Annotated in this window: 13 protein-coding genes; 5 read left to right on the forward strand and 8 right to left on the reverse strand. The window is 75.0% G+C overall.

Annotated elements, in window-relative coordinates:
* The first annotated feature begins 3 nt into the window (after positions 1 to 3).
* From GCU67_RS05375 to GCU67_RS05385, 3 genes are read left to right on the forward strand one after another with little or no spacing between them, the layout of a single operon-like run.
* Positions 4 to 687 carry a DedA family protein gene (locus GCU67_RS05375; RefSeq protein ID WP_163610037.1) on the forward strand — a complete coding sequence of 228 codons (684 nt, stop codon included), beginning with the start codon at positions 4 to 6 and terminating at the stop codon, positions 685 to 687.
* Positions 684 to 1364, forward strand: coding sequence for an HAD-IA family hydrolase (locus GCU67_RS05380; protein ID WP_163610038.1), 681 nt, complete (start codon positions 684 to 686; stop codon positions 1362 to 1364). Before GCU67_RS05375 ends, GCU67_RS05380 begins: the two co-directional genes overlap by 4 nt.
* Positions 1361 to 1969 carry an alpha/beta family hydrolase gene (locus GCU67_RS05385; RefSeq protein WP_163610039.1) on the forward strand — a complete coding sequence of 203 codons (609 nt, stop codon included), beginning with the start codon at positions 1361 to 1363 and terminating at the stop codon, positions 1967 to 1969. The genes GCU67_RS05380 and GCU67_RS05385 overlap by 4 nt, the downstream gene beginning before the upstream one ends.
* A 48-nt stretch (positions 1970 to 2017) precedes the next feature.
* On the opposite strand, the gene GCU67_RS21275 is transcribed toward GCU67_RS05385, so the two are convergent.
* Positions 2018 to 3583: an SRPBCC family protein gene (locus tag GCU67_RS21275; RefSeq protein WP_338104782.1), complete on the reverse strand. Its 1566-nt coding sequence runs from the start codon at positions 3581 to 3583 to the stop codon at positions 2018 to 2020.
* Between the two features lie 166 nt (positions 3584 to 3749).
* Positions 3750 to 4967, reverse strand: coding sequence for an MFS transporter (locus tag GCU67_RS05395; protein ID WP_338104783.1), 1218 nt, complete (start codon positions 4965 to 4967; stop codon positions 3750 to 3752).
* 102 nt (positions 4968 to 5069) lie between these two features.
* Between GCU67_RS05395 and GCU67_RS05400 the strand changes: the two genes are divergently transcribed.
* A complete protein-coding gene (locus GCU67_RS05400) occupies positions 5070 to 5825 on the forward strand; it encodes a hypothetical protein (protein ID WP_163610041.1) in 756 nt (251 codons plus the stop codon).
* Positions 5826 to 5842: 17 nt separating this feature from the next.
* Here GCU67_RS05400 and GCU67_RS05405 read toward each other — a convergent pair whose 3' ends face one another.
* The 6 genes from GCU67_RS05405 to GCU67_RS05430 all read right to left on the reverse strand — a co-directional run bounded on the left by GCU67_RS05405 (position 5843) and on the right by GCU67_RS05430 (position 13920).
* Positions 5843 to 7162 carry a multidrug effflux MFS transporter gene (locus tag GCU67_RS05405; RefSeq protein WP_338104784.1) on the reverse strand — a complete coding sequence of 440 codons (1320 nt, stop codon included), beginning with the start codon at positions 7160 to 7162 and terminating at the stop codon, positions 5843 to 5845.
* 118 nt (positions 7163 to 7280) lie between these two features.
* Positions 7281 to 7814 (reverse strand): cysteine hydrolase family protein, encoded by a 534-nt coding sequence (locus tag GCU67_RS05410; RefSeq protein WP_163610042.1) that lies wholly within the window; start codon positions 7812 to 7814, stop codon positions 7281 to 7283.
* Entirely contained in the window at positions 7811 to 9286 is a 1476-nt protein-coding gene (locus tag GCU67_RS05415; protein WP_163610043.1) for a purine-cytosine permease family protein, read from the reverse strand. Before GCU67_RS05415 ends, GCU67_RS05410 begins: the two co-directional genes overlap by 4 nt.
* A 157-nt stretch (positions 9287 to 9443) precedes the next feature.
* Positions 9444 to 9695, reverse strand: a complete 252-nt coding sequence (locus tag GCU67_RS05420) for a type B 50S ribosomal protein L31 (RefSeq protein ID WP_163610044.1) — start codon at positions 9693 to 9695, stop codon at positions 9444 to 9446.
* 269 nt (positions 9696 to 9964) lie between these two features.
* Positions 9965 to 12508, reverse strand: a complete 2544-nt coding sequence (locus GCU67_RS05425) for a polynucleotide kinase-phosphatase (protein ID WP_163610045.1) — start codon at positions 12506 to 12508, stop codon at positions 9965 to 9967.
* A complete protein-coding gene (locus GCU67_RS05430) occupies positions 12505 to 13920 on the reverse strand; it encodes a 3' terminal RNA ribose 2'-O-methyltransferase Hen1 (RefSeq protein ID WP_163610046.1) in 1416 nt (471 codons plus the stop codon). The genes GCU67_RS05425 and GCU67_RS05430 overlap by 4 nt, the downstream gene beginning before the upstream one ends.
* A gap of 111 nt (positions 13921 to 14031) precedes the next feature.
* On the opposite strand from GCU67_RS05430, the gene GCU67_RS05435 reads away from it, so the two are divergent.
* Complete coding sequence (locus tag GCU67_RS05435) at positions 14032 to 15027, forward strand: iron-siderophore ABC transporter substrate-binding protein (RefSeq protein ID WP_163610047.1); 996 nt, start codon at positions 14032 to 14034, stop codon at positions 15025 to 15027.
* Positions 15028 to 15107 lie beyond the last annotated feature (80 nt).

The following is a 15107-nucleotide window of genomic DNA, read 5'->3' on the forward strand; positions in this document are numbered from 1 at the left end:
CCCATGTCCGTCCTCGCCGCTGCCGCAACCGACGAAGGCGGGATCACCGGCTTCCTGCTCGACCTCGTCGAGAAGCTGGGTGCGCCCGGCGTCGGTCTCACGATCCTGATCGAGACCGTCATCCCGCCGATCCCCAGCGAGGCGGTGCTCGGCGCCGCCGGGGTGCTGATCAACGACGGCCGGCTCAACGTCGTCCCGGTCGTGCTGTTCGCCACGCTGGGCTCGGTGATCGGGGCGCTGGTCCTCTACTGGATCGGCCGCGCCCTCGGCCCGCGCCGCTCGCACGCCTTCCTCGACCGGCTGCCGCTGGTGGAGACCACCGACGTCGACCGCACCTTCGCGTGGTTCGAGAAGCACGGCCGGTCGGCGGTGTTCTTCGGCCGGATGGTGCCCATCGTGCGCAGCTTCGTGTCCGTGCCCGCCGGGGTCGTGAAGATGCCGCTCCCGCAGTTCCTGCTGTTCACCACCGCCGGGTCGCTGATCTGGAACAGCGTGCTGATCGGGCTGGGCGTGGCGGCCGGCGACTTCGTCGAGGCGAACCTGCACTACCTCGACTACGTCGTGGTGGCCGCGGTCGTGGCGTTCGTGGGCTGGTTCCTCTACCGCAAGTTCAGCGGCCGGATGGACCGGCCGGCCAAGGCCGGCGTCCACCTGCCCGCCGACCCGCGGGACGACGAGACCCGGTGACCGGGGGCCGCACCCGTCCCGCGGTCGTCGCCTTCGACGTCAACGAGACCCTGCTCGACCTCGCCCCCCTCGGGGCGGCGCTGACCGAGCAGGGCGCGTCGGCCGACGCCCTGCCCGCGGTGTTCTCCCGCACGCTGGTGACCGGGTTCGCCGGCGCGGCCATGGACACCTGGTTCCCGTTCCGGGCCGCCTTCGAGTCCTCCGTCGCCCAGGTGACCGGGCTGCCGACCGCGGCCTGCGCGGCCGTCGCCGACTCGTTCATGGAGCTCTCGCCGCACCCGGACGTCGAGCCCGCGCTGCGCCGACTCGTGGGCGCCGGCGTGCGGGTCGTGACGCTGAGCCACGGGGCGCCCGGGGTGGCCGAGGCCGGGCTGACCCGTGGCGGCGTCGCCGTGCTGGTCGAGCGGATGCTGACCTCGGAGTCGATCCGGGCGTGGAAGCCCGCCCGCGAGGCCTACCTCTGGGCGGCCGGCGTCTGCGGCGTCGCACCGGAGCAGATGGCGCTGGTGGCGGCGCACTCCTGGGACGTGCTGGGCGCCCGGCGCGCCGGGCTCACCACCGGCTTCACCTCGGGGCGGTCGGAGCAGGTGTTCGCCGACGTCCTCGGTGCCCCGGACGTGCAGGGCGCCACGCTGGTCGAGGTCGTTGACGCGCTGCTGGCCCTCCCTCCCCGGTGAGGGAGGTCGACACCCCGCTGGGCCCCGCGCACGTGCACCGGCACGAGCCGGACGGCGCGGTGCGCGGCACGCTCGTGCTCGGCGGCGGCGCGGGTGGCAGCGTGGACGCCGCCGACCTGGTCGCGGTGGCCGAAAGCGCCTGCGCGGCCGGCTGGCGGGTGCTGCGGGTCGAGCAGCCCTGGCGGGTGGCCGGGAGGCGGATCGCCCCCGCTCCGGCCCGGCTCGACGAGGGCTGGACAGCGGTGCTCGCCACCCTCCGGGACGACGGCGTCCTGACCGGGCCGCTGGTGCTCGGTGGCCGCAGCGCCGGGGCCCGGGTGGCCTGCCGGACGGCGTCGGCGGCGGGCGCTGCCGGGGTGCTGGCGCTGGCGTTCCCGCTGCACCCACCGGGCCGGCCGGAGAAGAGCCGCGCCGCCGAGCTCGCGCTGGCCGGCGTCCCGCTGCTGGTGGTGCAGGGCGCGACCGACGCGTTCGGCGGCCCCGCCGAGGTCACTGCCGTGCTGCCCGCGGGCGGTCGGGTGCACGCGGTCGTCGGTGACCACTCGCTGAAGCAGGACGTCACCGCCGTGGCGACCGCAGCCGCCGACTGGCTCAGCACGCTGTAGTGGAGTCCCAGCGCGTCGTCTTCCGAGCGCTGGGACTCCATCAGCCGCTCAGCGCCTGCGGCGGCGGAGCACCAGGGCGACGAGGAGGGCCAGCAGTCCGGCGCCGGCGGCCGGGGCAGCGAACCGGGACAGCGCCGAGGCGTCGCTGACCTGCAGCCGGTCGATCGGCTTGGGGTCGACCTCGGCCAGCGGCCGGCGCGGTGAGTCCGGCGTGCTCCTGCTCGGGCCACCACCCGCGGGCTTGTTCGGCGGGGCGGTGGTGCCGGTCGGCGGCTTGCTCGGCGCCTTGCGCGGGGTGACCGGGGCGCTGACCGGTGCAGTGGCCGGCGTGCTGCTGGCCGCCGCCGGAGCGGAGCTGCTCGCCGCCGGAGCAAAGCTGCTCGCCGCCGGAGCAAAGCTGCTCGCCGCCGGAGCGGAACCGCTCGCCGCCGGAGCGGAGCTGGCCGCCGCCGGAGCGGAGTCGGTCGCGGCCGGAGCGGTGCTGGCCGCCGCCGGAGCGGTGCCACCGGCGGCCGGGGCCGTGTCGGTTGCCGCAGGAGCGGTGTCGCCCGCGGCGGGTGCACTGCTGGCGGCGGGGCTCTCGACCGGGACCACGATGGCCTGCGTGGCCGGGTCGATTGCCCGGTCGTCGCTCGACGGGGTGTCGGTCGCAGCGGCGTCCGTCGCCGCGGACCCGGCCGGCGGCACGCTGGCCGCGATCGGCGTGGTGGCCGGGCCGGCCACCGGGGCGACCGGCTGGGTGCCCGTGCTGGTCGGGCCGCCGGCGGGCGCGCTCTTGCGCGGCGGGGCCAGCGGGTCGGGCAGCGTGGAGCCCACCTTGGCCGGGGCGGCCTTCTTGGCTGCCCTGGCGGGTGCGGCCTTCGCCGGTGCCTTGGCCGGGGCGGCCTTCTTGGCCGGGGTCGTCGCGTCCTGCTCGACCGCGGCTGCCTTGTCGGCCGCCGCGCCGGCGACCTTCTTCGCGGCGGCGCCGGCCTTCTTGGCCGCCCCGCCGGCCGGGGTGTCGCCTGCGGTTCCCTCGATCGACATCGCTGCCTCCTCCACCACTCCTGCGGTCGTCGCCGCCACCTTCGCCACCGCGGCGGTGGCCTTCTCCGCGACCGTCGGCTCGCCCGGGCCCGCGGCTGCCGGCTCGGTCGTGCGCGCAGCTGCCGGCTCGGTCGTGCCCGCGTCGCCGGCGGCGATTTGGGCCGTGAGCCTGTCGGCGAACTGGTTGAGCATCTTGCCCGCGACGTCGGTCATCACGCCGCGGCCGAACTGGGCCGGGCGGCCGGTGATGGTGAGGTCGCTGGAGACGTCGACGCGCGTGCTGCTGCCCTCGGCGGTCAGGGTGACGGTCACCGTCGCCGACGCCGTGCCGTTGCCCCGCTGGTCCTTGCCGCGGCCGTCGAGGACGACGCGGTGCGCCGCCTCATCGGCCTCCACGACCGTGAGCCTGCCCTGGTAGGTCAGGTTGATCGGGCCCAGCTTGACCTTGATCCGGCCGCTGGACTCCGGGCCCTCGACCGAGTCCAAGTCCGCGCCGGGCAGGCACGGCAGGCTGCGCTCGGGGACCCTCAGCGCCCGCCAGGCCTCGTCGATCGGCACCGGCAGGGTGAAGGTGTTCTCGAGCTGCACTGCGGGACCTCCGTGGACGGGCGGCGACGGGGGCGGGACGGCGATCTTGACCGGCCCCCCTACATCCGACCATGCCCGGGACGGCAGCGCAGTCGCGGGCCCGACGGCGCGCCGGAGCCGCTCACCTCGCGGTGTGACGGACCGGTCCGCTCGCCCCGCGGGACGGTCAGCCGGCGGCGAGGGTCCGGTGCCGCAGCCGCGCGGACGCGGCGAGGAAGACCAGGCCGAGGGCAGCGAGCCCGACCCCGACCGCGCTCGGCGCCCGGTAGCCCAGCCCGGCGGCGATGACCAGTCCACCCAGCCAGGCGCCCAGGGCGTTGGCGGCGTTGAGTGCGGAGTGGTTCAGCGCAGCGCCCAGCATCTGCGCGTCACCGGCGACCTCCATCAGCCGCAACTGCAGCAGCACGACCATCGTGGAGGCCGCCGCCGCGACGGCGAACACGGTGAGGGTCAGCGCCACGATGTCGCCGGCGGCCAGCACCATCACCCCGAGCAGCAGCCCGACGGCGATCGTGGCCCCGACCAACGAGCGGAACAGCGCCCGGTCGGCGAGCCGGCCGCCCAGCGCCGTCCCGAGGACGCCACCGAGACCGAAGGCCAGCAGCACCACCGGGACGAAGCCCGCCGAGGTGCCGGCCTCGTCGGTGACGGTGGGCGCGATGTAGCTGTACATGGCGAACATGCCGCCGAAGCCGACCGTGGCGACCAGCAGCGTGAGGACCACCTGCGGACGGCGCAGCGCGCCCAGCTCGGAGCGGATCGTCGCCTCCGACCGCCCCGGGATCGACGGGACGACGGCGAGCACCGCGACCACCGACAGCGCGCCCACCACGACCACGGCCCAGTAGGCCGACCGCCAGCCCAGGTGCTGCCCCAGCCAGGTCGCCGCGGGCACGCCGGCCACGTTCGCCGACGCCAGGCCCAGCATCACCGAGCTCACCGCGCGGCCTCGCTGGTGCGCCGGCACGAGTGAAGCGGCGATCAGCGAGGCGACGCCGAAGTAGGCGCCGTGCGGCAGGCCGGCCACGAACCGGGCCAGCACAAGGCTGGTGTAGCCCGGGGCCACGGCGCTGAGGGTGTTGCCGGCGATGAAGGCGGCCATCAGGCCGATCGCCAGCGACCGGCGCGGCAGGCGGGCGCCCAGCGCGGCGATCGTCGGCGCGCCGACCACCACGCCGAGGGCGTAGGCGGAGATGACGTGCCCAGCGGAGGGGATGCTCGCCTGCACGCCGTCGGCGATGTCGGGCAGCAGGCCCATGGTCACGAACTCGGTCGTGCCGATCGCGAACCCGCCGAGGGCCAGCGCGACGATCGCCAGCACCGCCGTCCGGGTCGCGGGGAGGGTCGGGTCCTGCGTCGTCGCGACGGGCGGGGCTGCACTCACAGCAGGGGCCAAGACGCCGTCCGCGGGCGACATTCCCGTTGGGCAACAGCTCCGGCCCCGACGTGCCGATCATCTCGGGAGGACCACAGACAGGAGCTCCCCATGGCGGCACAGCGGCGTCCGGCACCGAAGAAGCGCACGCGGCCGGCGGCCCGTCGCCGTGCGCAGCGCCGCCCGCGCACCCCGCTGGGTTGGCTGGCGCCGGTGTTGCTGGTCAGCGCGGTGGCCGCGATCGCCGGCGTCCAGGTGGCCCCGGTCGTGGTTGAGCTGACCGCCTCGGGCACCGAGGTGACCAACGGCGTCTCCCGCGAGGCACTGCTGACCACCACGCTGCCGGACACGACCGTCGCGATGTCGGGCACCGGGCAGGCCGGGCTGGGCGGTGAGGAGATCTCCGCGGTGGCCGCCCAGGGCGCACGCAGCAGCCGGTTCGCCGTCCCGCAGCCGCCCCGGCCGGTCGGCATCACGGTCCCGGTCGACGTCTCCTACGGGATCGTGCCGGAGTACACCCAGCGGCCCGACGCCTGCGGCAGCTCCACGACGCCCCGGCGGATCGCCCCGAACGCGGTGGCGGGTGCGGGGTCGGCGACGGTGACGTGGCTGGCCGACGCCCGCGAAGAGGTGCTGTCCTACCGCGTCTCGGCGGTCAGCCAGGAGCTGGTCGGGGGCGAGCAGGCCGGCCCGGTGCCGGTGGTGGTCGCCAAGCCGGGCACCTGCTCGGAGCTGACCGCGACCGTCCCCGGGCTCGTGCCGGGCGACGCGTACGTGATCTGGATGGAGGAGGAGGTGCGCTCCCCCTCCACCGGGGTGGCGCGGATGGTGCACGTGGGCACCTCCGACCCGGTCGTCATCGGCTGACGACCGGGCCGGGGAGGTCAGTGCGCGACGACCGCGGCGCTGTCGGTGTCCGGGTCGGCCAGCTGCCACGGCCGCACGACGACGACCAGGACGACGATCGCCAGCACCAGCGACCCGACGATCACCGTGCCCATGGCCACCGCGTCGTTGCCCAGGATGCCGACCAGCGGGGAGACCGCGGCACCCACACCGAACTGGACCGCGCCGAGCAGGGCCGCGGCGGTGCCGGCCTTGTCGCCGTGCCGGGACAGCGCGAGCGCCGGGGCGTTCGGCAGGGCCAGCCCGACGGCGAAGAGCACGGCCCACAGCGGGACGGCGACACCGAACAGCCCGCCGGTGTCGGTGAGGGCGAGCACGAGCAGCGCGGCCCCGGCCAGGGCACCGGCGATCGTTCCGGCGACCAGGATCTTCGCGGTGGAGAAGAAGCGCAGCAGCACCGGGTTGAGCTGGGTGGCCGCGATCAGCCACACCGCGCCGGCGCCGAAGAGCAGACCGAACTGCTGCTCGTCGAGGCCGAACTCGTCCTGGTAGACGAACGAGGAGCCCGACACGTAGGCGAACAGCCCGGCCATGGTCAGCCCGGCGACGAGCACCAGGCCCACGTAGGCCCGGTCGTGGAACAGCGAGCCGTAGCTGCGCAGCGTGCCGGCGACCCCGTTGCTGCTGCGGCGCTCGGGCGGCAGCGTCTCGCGGACGGCGAAGAAGCCCATGGCGACCAGCAGCACGCCGTAGACGGCCAGCAGCCCGAACACCCCGCGCCAGGAGGTGAACCGCAGGACCTCCCCACCGATGGTGGGCGCGAGGACCGGCGCGACGCCGAGCACCAGGAAGAGCCGGGACAGCATCGTGGCCGCGGCCCGGCCGTCGAACAGGTCCCGGACGACGGCGATCGCGATGACCGCACCGGCCGCGGCGCCGGCGCCCTGGAGCACGCGCAGCAGGCCGAGGACGGCCACGTTCGGGGCGACGAGCACCAGCAGCGAGGCCAGGACGTGCAGCGTCGTGCCGATCAGCAGCGGGGTGCGGCGGCCGTAGCGGTCCGACAGCGGACCGAGCACCAGCTGGCCGAGCGCGAGGCCGACCAGGGTGCCGGTGAGGGTGAGCTGGACCGCCGAGGAGGTGGTCTCCAGCTCGTCGGTGATCGTCGGCAGCGCCGGCAGGTACATGTCGATGGTCAGCGGACCGAGCGCGACGAACGCGCCGAGGGTCAGCGCCGTCCGGGCGGTCTTCGGCTTCTCGGCCACCGGCGACGGCAGCCCGTCGAGCTGGGCCTGGGTGACCCGTCGGGCGGCCGCCCGGGTGTCGTCCTGTTGTCTCTGGTCCTGCGTGGTGGTCACGGGGTCCCCTCATCGGTGCAGTGCGCACGCGAGACCGACGCTGGCCACGTTCGCGGTACGGGAGCCACAAGCATGCACAGGGCAACGACATTCCCGCACCCGACGGGATCCCCCTGGATCAGCGTGTCGCGAGCACCGCGTCGGTCGTCGTCAGGGTGATCAGCGGCGCGTAGAGGGCCATCGCGGCCAGCGCCCGCTCGTGGTCAGCGTCGGTGGCCCCGGCGCAGGCGTCGGTGACCACCTGCACGGGCACGCCGGCGTCCGCGGCCGGCAGTGCGGTGGACAGCACGCAGCAGTCGGTCGACACCCCGGCGAGCAGCAGCGGCCCCTCGCCGGCCAGCGCCGCGAGCTCCGGGCCCCACTTGCCGAACGTGGTGGCGTCGAGCACCAGGGCGCCGGCCGGGTCGTCGAGCAGCGCGTACAGCGGGGCGTCCGGCGGCTGCAGGGCGAACGGGAACTGCTCGTAGTACGGCACCCACGCCCCGGTGGGCTCGGCCGGCGCCACGAACCGGGTGTGCACGACCCGGCCGGCGAAGGCCGCGGTCAGCCGGCGGATCGCCGGGTGCACCGCGGCGAACCCGGGCGCGCCCCACGGCGAGCCCGGGTCGGCGAAGACGTGCTGGACGTCGATCACCGCGAGCAGCCCGGTCATGCGGCCTCCTGCGCCCGCACCGCACCCCGGCGGAGCAGCAATGTGCCGAGGAAGCCGACGGCGAGGGCGACCAGGACGCCGAGGTTGGCGTAGGCCCAGGCGCCGTCCCGGCCGCCCAGCCCGACCGGGCCCAGCAGGTAGCCCTGCCAGTCCAGCCAGCCCGCGTAGGAGTTGGTGACCAGCCCCCAGCCCAGCACCGTGCCGAGCGCCAGCAGCAGCAGGGGCACCGGCTGGGCGGCACCGTAGCGGCCACGCGGGTCGTAGAGGTCGGCCTCGGCGTAGTCGCGGCGGCGCAGCAGCAGGTCGGCCAGGAAGATGCCGCACCAGGCGGCGACCGGGACGCCGAGGGTGATCAGGAAGCCCTGGAACTGGGTGAAGAAGGTGCCCTCGGCGAGGAACACCACCCAGATCGCGCCCAGCACCATCAGCACGCCGTCGATGGAGGCCGCGACCGGGCGGGGCACCCGGGCGCCGGCGGCCAGCAGCGCCAGGCCGGAGGAGTAGATGTCCAGCACCGCGCCGCCGACCAGGCCGAGCACGGCCACCACGGCGAAGGGCACCAGGAACCAGGTGGGCAGCAGGGTGGCCAGCGCACCGATCGGGTCGGCGCTGATCGCCGTGGACAGGTCACCTGACGAGCCGGCCAGCAGCAGGCCGAACACCAGCAGCAGCACCGGTGCCAGCGCCGAGCCGAACGTCGTCCAGCCGACGACGCCGCGAGTGGACGCCGTCCGCGGCAGGTAGCGGGAGTAGTCGGCGGCGGCGTTGACCCAGCCGAAGCCGTACCCGGTCATCACCAGCACCAGCGCGCCGATGAACAGCTCCGCGGACCCGCTGGGCAGCGCGGTCACGCTCCCCCAGTCGACGTCGTCGAGCACCAGGACGAGGTAGACGACGGTGAGCACGCCGGTGACCACGGTGATCACCGCCTGCATGCGCATGATCAGGTCGAAGCCGAGGACACCGCCGGCCACCACGAGCGCGGCGACCACGAGCAGGGCGACCACCTTGGTCGCCGTCCCGCCGCCCCAGCCGAGCTCGGTGAGCACGGTGGCGGTCGCCAGCGTGGCCAGCGAGGTGAGCACGGTCTCCCAGCCGACCGTCAGCACCCAGGACAGGACGGCGGGGACGCGGCCGCCGGTGACGCCGAAGGCCGCCCGGCTGAGCACCAGGGTGGGCGCCGAGCCGCGCTTGCCGGCGATGGCGACCAGGCCGCAGAGGGCGAAGCTGGCGATGATGCCGACGACCCCGGCGACCACCGCCTGCCAGAACCCGATGCCGAAGCCCAGGGTGAACGCGCCGTAGGACAGCCCCAGCACGCTCACGTTGGCCCCGAACCACGGCCAGAACAACTGCCGGGGCGTGCCCTTGCGCTCGCCCTCGGCGATCACGTTGATGCCGTTGGTCTCCACCGCCAGCCGCGGCGTGGGCGCCTCGTACGGCGGTTGTCCGCCGGTCACCTGGTGCGCCATCTCGTCTGCTCCGTCCTGACCGGTGGGGCCGGTTCCTGGCGGCACCGTAACGGCCCCGGGGCATCCGCCCCCACGCGAGCAGCTGCTGGTGCCCGCCGGAGACGGCGACGGCGCCGGACCCAGGTGGGTCCGGCGCCGTCGGGGCGTGGGGGGGGGGTCAGCCGCGCTGGCGCGCGCCGTACCGCTGGTTGAACTTCTCGACCCGGCCCGCGGTGTCCAGCACGCGCTGGTTGCCGGTCCAGAACGGGTGCGAGGAGGAGCTGATCTCGACCGGCACCACGGGCAGCGTCTCGCCGTCCAGCTCGATCGTCCGGCTCGTGGCGACCGTCGAGCGGGTCCGGAAGGTCTCACCCGTCGAGGTGTCCTGGAACACGACGGTGCGGTACTCGGGGTGGATGCCGTTTCGCATGGTGGTTCTCCTCGGTCTGCGCGGGACGTCCACCCCCGGTGGGGCGGGCTGATCGCGACACCCATGGGAACCGTTCTCCCCCCGCCCCTGTTCCCGCCCGGGTCGAGCCGGACGGCGCAGGGTGGAGCCGCGTGCGCACACGGCTCAGCCCCACCCGGAGCGGGTTGAGCCGCGCCACCGGACGTCGAGCCGGGCCACGGCACGGCTCGACGTGCGGCCAGCCGGGTCGACCCGGACGACGACACCGCCACGGCCGACGGCACCCGAGGTCACAGCCGGGGGTCGACCGGCTCGCTCTCCAGCGCCAGGACGGCGAACACGCACTCGTGCACCCGCCACATCGGCTCGCCGCGGGCCAGCCGCTCCAGGCCCTCGAGCCCCAGCGCGTACTCCCGCAGCGCCAGCCCGCGCTTGCGGCCCAGGTTCCGCTCGCGCAGCCGCGTCAGGTTCGCCGGCGCCGTGTAGTCCGGGCCGTAGACCAGCCGCAGGTACTCCCGCCCGCGCACCTTGAGCCCGGGCTGGACGACACCCCGGCGTCCCCGGGTCAGGTTGGCCGCGGGCTTGACCACCATGCCCTCCCCACCGTCGGCGGTCAGCGCCGTCCACCACTCGGTGGCGGCCTGCTCGGCGGCCGGGTCGGTGACGTCCAGGACGTGGCGTGCCGTCGACCGCAGCAGCTCGGGGTCGGCGGCGGCCAGCCGGTCGGCGACCGACAGGTGCCAGGCGTGCGGCCGGTCGGCGAAGGTGCGCCCGGCCGCGCCCAGCACCTGGAAGGCCGCGAACGCGGTGCCGGTGAGCCCGTCGGTGGGCCAGCAGTAGCGGCGGTAGGCGTCGGTGAAGGCCTGCGCGTCGGCGGCGCGGGTGCGCTGGCGGTCCAGCAGGCCGGCCACGTCCAGCCCACGCGCGGCGGCCTGGGCCAGCAGCGAGCCGGCCACCGGCAGCACGGCGCGGGCGGCCGCCCCGACCGAGGCGTACTGGTCGCGGATGAGGTCACCGGCCTTGACCGACCAGGGCAGCAGCTCCCCGTCGAGCAGCACCCAGTCGCTGTCCAGCTCGTCGAACACCCCGGCGTCGGCGACGTCCGTGGCCAGCCGGGCCAGGAACGCCGTCGTCAGATCGGCGCCCAGGAACGCCCGCCCGGTGCGGGTGTACAGCGCGCCGCGCTCCCCCACCGGCCGTCCCGGGTCCCCGGTGGCGTCCGCGCGGCGCACCAGGGCCACCGCGCGCGAGCCCATGTGCTTCTCCTGGCAGACGACCTCGGCGACGCCCTCCCCGCGGTAGTAGGAGAAGGCCTCGGCCGGGTGCTCCAGCAGGTCCTCGCGCGTCGAGGTCGCCACCGGGCTCATCGTCGGCGGCAGGTACGCCAGCGCCTGCGGGGCGAGGGCGAAACGGCTCATCACCTCGATGGCGGCGGCGGCGTTCTCCTCCCGCACCGTGACCCGCCCGGCCAGCCGGGTCTCCACGGCCCGCTTGCCCAGCACGTCGGCGACGTCGAGCACCTCGGCCGGTCGCTCCGGAGCCGGGCCCGCGTCGGGCAGGAACGGCCGGGCCGGCTCGTACCAGGTGCGCTCGGCCGGGACGTCGACCAGCTCGCGCTCGGGGTAGCGCAGCGCGGTCAGCCGGCCGCCGAACACGCAGCCGGTGTCCAGGCACATCGTGTTGTTGACCCACTCGGGCTCGGGCACCGGCGTGTGGCCGTAGAGCACCATCGCCCGGCCGCGGTAGTCCTGTGCCCACGGGTAGCGCACCGGCAGGCCGAACTCGTCGGTCTCCCCGGTGGTGTCGCCGTAGAGGGCGAAGCTGCGCACCCGCCCACTGGCCCGGCCCTGCAGCTCCTCGGTCAGCCCGGCGTGGGCGACCACCAGCGCGCCGCCGTCCAGGACGTAGTGGCTGACCAGGCCGTGGCAGAAGTCGGCGACGTCCCGGCGGAACTCCTCGCTCTCCCCGGCCAGCTGGGCCAGCGTCGTCTCCAGGCCGTGGGTGATCTGCACGTCGCGCCCGCGCAGCGCCTTGACCAGCTTGTTCTCGTGGTTGCCCGGCACGCAGAGCGCGTGTCCGGCGCGGACCATGCCCATCACCAGGCGCAGTACGCCGGGTGAGTCGGGGCCGCGGTCGACGAGGTCGCCGAGGAACACCGCGCGCCGTCCGGCCGGCGGGACGGCGTCCACCGGTCGTCCGTCGGCGTCGCGGGTGACGGTGTAGCCGAGCCGGCCGAGCAGCTCCTCCAGCTCGGCCCGGCAGCCGTGCACGTCGCCGACGACGTCGAACGGACCGGTCTGGTCGCGCAGGTCGTTATAGGCCTTCTCGTAGGTGACCACGACGGACTCGACCTCGTCCACGCTGCTCAGCCGGTGCACCTTGCGGAAGCCCTCCCGACTCAGCCCGGACAGCCCGCGGCGCAGGTCGGCGCGCTGCCGGGCGATCACGGCGCGGTCGAGCTGCCGGTCGGCGCGGGCGGCGTTGCGCTCCAGGCAGACGCCCTCGGGGACGTCGAGCACGATCGCCACCGGCAGCACGTCGTGGTCGCGGGCCAGCTGCACCAGCGAGGCGCGGTCCTCCTTGCGGACGCTGGTGGCGTCCACGACGGTCAGCTTCCCGGCCCGCAGCCGGGTGGCGGCGATGAACTGCAGGACGGCGAAGGCGTCGGCCGTGGCGGCCTGGTCGTTCTCGTCGTCGGAGACCAGGCCCCGGCAGACGTCGCTGGAGAGCACCTGGGTGGGCCGGAAGTGCCTGCGGGCGAAGGTGGACTTGCCCGAGCCGGAGGCGCCGATGAGCACCACCAGCGACAGCTCGGGGACGGCGAGCTCGCTCATGCCGCCACCTCCTGTGCGCTCGTGCGGGTGAAGACGGCCAGCTGGGTGGGCGGCCCGACCTCGGGGTCGTCGGGGCCGATGCCGAGGAACCGGACGGCGTAGCCCCGCCGTCCGGCGACCCCCTGCGCCCAGGCGGCGAACTCCGCGCGGGTCCACTCGAAGCGGTGGTCGCGGTGCCGCATGCCCCCGGCGGCCAGCGCCGGGTAGCGCACGTTGTGCTCGACGTTCGGGGTGGTGACCAGGACGGTCGCGGGGGCGGCGGCGGTGAACACGGCGTGCTCCAGGGCGGGCAGACGGTCGGGGTCCAGGTGCTCGACGACCTCCATCAGCACGGCGGCGTCGTAGCCGGCCAGCCGCGCGTCGGTGTAGGTCAGCGCGCTCTGCAGCAGCGTGAGCCGCGCGCGCTGGCGCTCGGGCATCCGGTCCAGCCGCAGCCGGCGGGCGGCGACCTCCAGCGCGCGGGTGCTGACGTCGACCCCGACCACCTCGGTGAACGCGGGCTCGGCGAGCAGGGCGGTCAGCAGCGCCCCGTTGCCGCACCCCAGGTCGAGCACGCGGTGCGCCCCCGCTGAGCGGAGCGCGGCGAGCACCGCGCCCTGGCGGAGCTGGGCCAGCGGGGTAGGCCGCTCCGGCGCCTCGGCCGGCTCCTCGGCGACGGCGTCGTCCAGGTCGGCTGCGTCGTCGACCTCGGCCAGCCGGGCCATCGCGGTCCCGGTCAGCCGCTTCTGGTGTGCCAGGTAGCGGGCGGCGATGAGCTCGCGCTCGGGGTGGGCGGCCAGCCAGCCCTGACCGGCGCGCAGCAGCTTGTCGATCTCGTCGGCGCTGACCCAGTAGTGCTTGGCGCCGTCGAGCACGGGCAGCCCGACGTAGAGGTGGTTGACCGCGTCGGCGACCCGGTGCGTGCCGGTCAGCCGCAGGTCGACGTGCCGCCCGGCGCCCCACTCCGGGAACTGCTCGTCCAGCGGCAGCTCGGTGGCCTGCACCTGCCAGCCCAGCGGGGCGAAGAAGCGCTCGGCCAGCGCGGCCCCGCCCCGGCAGGACAGCGCCGGCAGGTGCACCTCCAGCGGCAGCGGGGTGTCGGCCAGCTCCGGCCGCTCCTTGCTCACCCCGCGGCGGGCGCTGGCGAACACCTTGCCGAGCGCGACGGCCAGCAGACTGGAGGCGGCGTAGGGCCGGTCGTTGACGTACTGGCCGAGCGCGAAGCCCTCGCCGTCGCCCTTGCCACGCACCAGGGCGATCGGGTCGACCTCCAGCAGCAGCGCGACGGTGCAGCGCTCGTCGGTGGCCTCGGGGTAGAAGACGTGGGCCGTGCCGGTCGAGACCTCCACCTGCTGGGCCCGAGCCGGGTTCTTGTGCAGCAGGAAGCCCAGATCGGTCGCCGGCCGGTGGGTGGTCGACAGCGTCAGCAGCACCGCGGCAGTCTGGCCGCTCCGGGCGTCGGGGGCCACCGACTTCCCGGTGACCCGATCGTGATCTGCATGTGCTTAGGTGAGCCTCACCTGACCACCTCAGCAAGGAGCACGATGTCGTCCCGCACCGCCCTCCGCGGCTCAGCCCTGCTGGCTGCCGCTCTCGTCGTCACCAGCTGCGGCGGCTCCGACGCCGGCGAGGCCCCCAGCGCCGAGGGCAGCGCGAGCCCCAGCAGCTCCTCGGCCTTCCCGGTCACCGTGACCACCGCCTTCGGCGACGTCGAGGTGCCCGAGGAGCCGGTCCGGGTCGTCGCGCTGGGCTGGGGCGACGCGGAGACCGCGCTGGCCCTGGGCGTGCAGCCGGTCGGCGCCAGCGACTGGCTGGCCTTCGGCGGCGAGGGCGTGGGCCCGTGGGCAGCAGGTGAGTACGACCAGGCCCCGGAGATCATCGAGACCCTCGAGCCCAGCTACGAGGCGATCGCCGCGCTGCAGCCCGACCTGATCCTGGACACCAAGTCCCCGGCCACGCCGGAGCGGTACGAGGCGCTGTCGCAGATCGCCCCGACCATCGGCCAGCCCGAGGGCGTCGACCCCTACCTCACCACCTACTCCCAGCAGCTGGACCTGGTCGGCCAGGCGCTGGGGAAGACCGCCGAGGCCGACGCGGTCGCCGCCGAGGTCGACCAGGCCTTCACCGACGCAGCGGCGGCCCACCCGGAGTTCGACGGCGTCGAGGTGGCCGTGGCCGCCTACGGCTCGACCGGTTTCGGCGCCTACGTGCGCGGCGACGGCCGGGTGGACTTCATGGAGCAGCTCGGCTTCACCAACTCGCCGGAGGTGCAGGCGCTCGCCACCGAGAGCTTCTTCGTGCCGGTCAGCGACGAGCAGCTGCCGCTGCTGGACGCCGGCCTGACCGTGGCGTTCCCGATCTTCGTCGACGCCGCGCAGATCACCGGCAACCCGCTGTGGCAGGCGATCCCCTCGGTGCAGGCCGGTCACAGCGTCGTCCTCGACGACCTGACGCTGGCCAACGCCTTCTCCCTCGCGACCCCGCAGAGCATCCAGTACGCCCTGGAGAACGCCGTCCCGCTCTTCGCCGACGCACTCTGAGGCACCGCGCCGGGCCGACTCCCGTCACCGGGGTCGGCCCGGAGCTGTTCCACGTGCAACACCGGCAGCAGGCTCACAGC

The sequence above is a fragment of the Modestobacter muralis genome (genome assembly GCF_010682105.1).
GTDB classification, from domain to species: domain Bacteria; phylum Actinomycetota; class Actinomycetes; order Mycobacteriales; family Geodermatophilaceae; genus Modestobacter; species Modestobacter muralis.